Source organism: Shimazuella kribbensis DSM 45090, assembly GCF_000428065.1.
Taxonomy (GTDB): Bacteria; Bacillota; Bacilli; order Thermoactinomycetales; family Thermoactinomycetaceae; genus Shimazuella; species Shimazuella kribbensis.
The window spans coordinates 1-2,647 of the sequence record NZ_ATZF01000044.1 but is presented as its reverse complement, the minus strand read 5'-3'; the positions used below and the strand labels follow the sequence as shown (position 1 = coordinate 2,647).

3 protein-coding genes are annotated in these 2,647 nt (G+C 37.9%); 1 reads left to right on the top strand and 2 read right to left on the bottom strand.

Annotation, left to right across the window (positions count from 1 at the left end; translation table 11 throughout):
- Positions 1-198: 198 nt before the first annotated feature.
- A complete protein-coding gene (locus A3GQ_RS25230; RefSeq protein ID WP_051272208.1) occupies positions 199-1,299 on the bottom strand; it encodes a S8 family peptidase in 1,101 nt (366 codons plus the stop codon).
- 77 nt (positions 1,300-1,376) lie between these two features.
- Here A3GQ_RS25230 and A3GQ_RS0121065 point away from each other — a divergent pair, with 77 nt between their 5' ends.
- Positions 1,377-1,697 carry a hypothetical protein gene (locus A3GQ_RS0121065; RefSeq protein WP_028778714.1) on the top strand — a complete coding sequence of 107 codons (321 nt, stop codon included), beginning with the start codon at positions 1,377-1,379 and terminating at the stop codon, positions 1,695-1,697.
- A gap of 115 nt (positions 1,698-1,812) precedes the next feature.
- On the opposite strand, the gene A3GQ_RS0121060 is transcribed toward A3GQ_RS0121065, so the two are convergent.
- Positions 1,813-2,307: a hypothetical protein gene (locus A3GQ_RS0121060; RefSeq protein ID WP_028778713.1), complete on the bottom strand. Its 495-nt coding sequence runs from the start codon at positions 2,305-2,307 to the stop codon at positions 1,813-1,815.
- Positions 2,308-2,647: the final 340 nt, after the last annotated feature.

Here is a 2,647-nt window from a genome sequence, read left to right as displayed (position 1 = left end):
GCTTCTGAATCTGCTACTAATGCACAGCAAGTAAAAGCTCAAAACACTCGTTCTCAAAACAAAAAAAGCCAAAACCAACAGTAATAAGAAGTAATAATGAAAATCCCAATCCTAAGGTTGGGATTTTCACCTTTTACCTGTTACAGTGTAACACAAAATGTTCAAACACAGTAGAGAGTAGAAGTGGGAATAGTTATATTATTTTCTTCTGTTTTTTAAAAGATAGCGTATTGCACGATCCGTATTTACAGTACGAATAAATTCACGATCTATTTTATTTCCAGTGTACAGTAGCAAGTAACGAATTTGCTCAGGATTCAAATTAGGATTCAACTGCAACATAAGGGCAATTGTTCCTGAAACATGAGGTACAGCCATAGATGTACCGCTCATTTCTTTTGTAGTTTGCCCCAACCAGGCGGATGGAATTTTTTCTCCAGGAGCAGCAATATCTACTCCTTTTCCACGATTACCAAAGGATGAAATCCGATTGTTTACTCCAATTGAGGTCACTGCTATTGTTTCTGGAAACCTAGCTGGAAAATCAATGGTGTTTTTTAAACCTTGATTTCCAGTAGCAGCTACCATTACAATTTTTTTTCGATGTGCAATCATAATCGCCTTTTTAAGGGATTCACTCACCATTTCCATCCCAAAACTCATATTAATAACATGGATTTTGTTTTCAATACACCAATTAATTGCACTTAATAAATCAGATAAATTTGCACTGCCGTTTTTATTAAATGCTTTTACTGCATACAAACTTGCCCATGGTGCAACTCCTAATAAACCTGCATTACGTGATCGTCCTGCAATAATTCCAGCAACATGCGTTCCATGTCCATTGTAATCCATTGGCGGAAAACTTCTTGCCAATATATTTATTCCACCTTTGTAATTGCGATAAATAGCTGGATGGCTAGCATCAATTCCTGTATCGATGACAGCAATCCGAATTCCTTGTCCCTTTACTTTTGTCCAAACCATTGGAGCTCCAATACGCTCCACTCCCCATGGAAAGGTAGGTTTAACCGCATACGTAGAACCGCGATAGGATGGTTCTGTTATGTTTACCCGAATATCTGGTTCTGCATGCTCTACATAAGGATGATTATCTACCCATAACTGGTGATTTACAGATTCTCCAATCACCATTCCCAAATGAGGAAGATACTCGATTGGTAGTATACCTCTATTCTTTAACTCCCTGGAACATCGATTGAAATCTGTCCCCTCTTTTAAATAAAAAATCCTTCTATTTTTAATATTCTGAGGGTTCTCATTCTCTGGTCCCATATTTTTTCCTCCTCACTCATAAGCTGTATGGAGAATAGACTATAAACACCTGAATCTCCTTAGGGTGGTGTGAGAACATGAGTGACGATTATTTTGCGGAATTGGCAAAATTAGCAAATGATTTATCCAAAAGAACAAGTCAGCTAGACGAGATGATGCAAGCGCTTTATAATGTAAACCTCTCCATTGGTGATCGAGATAAAATGATGAAATTGATTAATCACATGGCGAAATTTAACAAACCAAAACCAAATGCACCACCATCCGCTACACCTAGTGGCCCATCCACATCAACACCAAATACGAATAGCCAAAAAGGTGATTTCATGTATGATTTGTTCAATTCACCTGCTATGATGTCAATCATCAAAGAGCACTATAGCAAGAAAAAAAAGTAGTGAGCTTGTTAACATAGGATATGGAAAGGCAATCACAAGGGTATATGTAGTCACCTAAAAAAGTGCCCTTTTTCAAGGCAAAAAAAATCCCCCTATGAAAGGAGGATTTTTTTTATTATTTTTTTGAGGGTTTCCATTCATTGGCTGTACAGCCAATAAGGGAGAAATCAACATCTCGACCTATTTCTTTTACTTGCTCATAAAATTGAACTACACAAGCCAATGGATGAGTAACAGCAGTTTCATCCATAAAAAATAAGACCGATTCTCCCTCGTCATCTTCATAAGTTAAGTAGATAACGGTAAAATCTTTTTTTCCTTCCCGCTCATCTTCAATCGTAAATACAGCTTCTTGACTAATATAAAATTGTTCTTGCTTCCATTCTATTGTCTCTTCTTCTGTCTCAAAAATATGTATCGAATCGTTTAATGAGCTCTTTAACAGGAGACCATAAACTGCAAGTTGTTCTTTCGCATGCTTTAAATGGCCCATGATAAATTGATCACTTTTATCTTTTTGGTGTTGTATTAAAGCTTCCAAATCAGTAAAAAACATCTCTCGTGTTGAAGTTTGGAAATTAACATTGCTACCGTGAGCAAACACTTTCATTACAGCTCACTCCTCTCGCTTCTTGAATTTAGGCATCACCGTGATTATAACGAGGAGTTTTTTTCAAAGCAAGTAAAGAAAACTTACCGATTGGCTAGCTTTAGGCGCAGACAGAGGTTTAGTTGCACTTATGCAGATTGGATAATCTATCTCCACATCTAGCCAATCTGCGAAAGAAAACTTACCGATTGGCTAGCCTTAGGCGCAAGCAGTGGTATAGTTGTACTTATACATCTCAGACTAGGGCACAAGTCTCGCTACGATGCTTTGCGCCTAGTCTCGCTTTGCACCTCAGATTAGGGCACAAGTCTCGCTACGACGCTTTGCGCCTAGTCTCGCT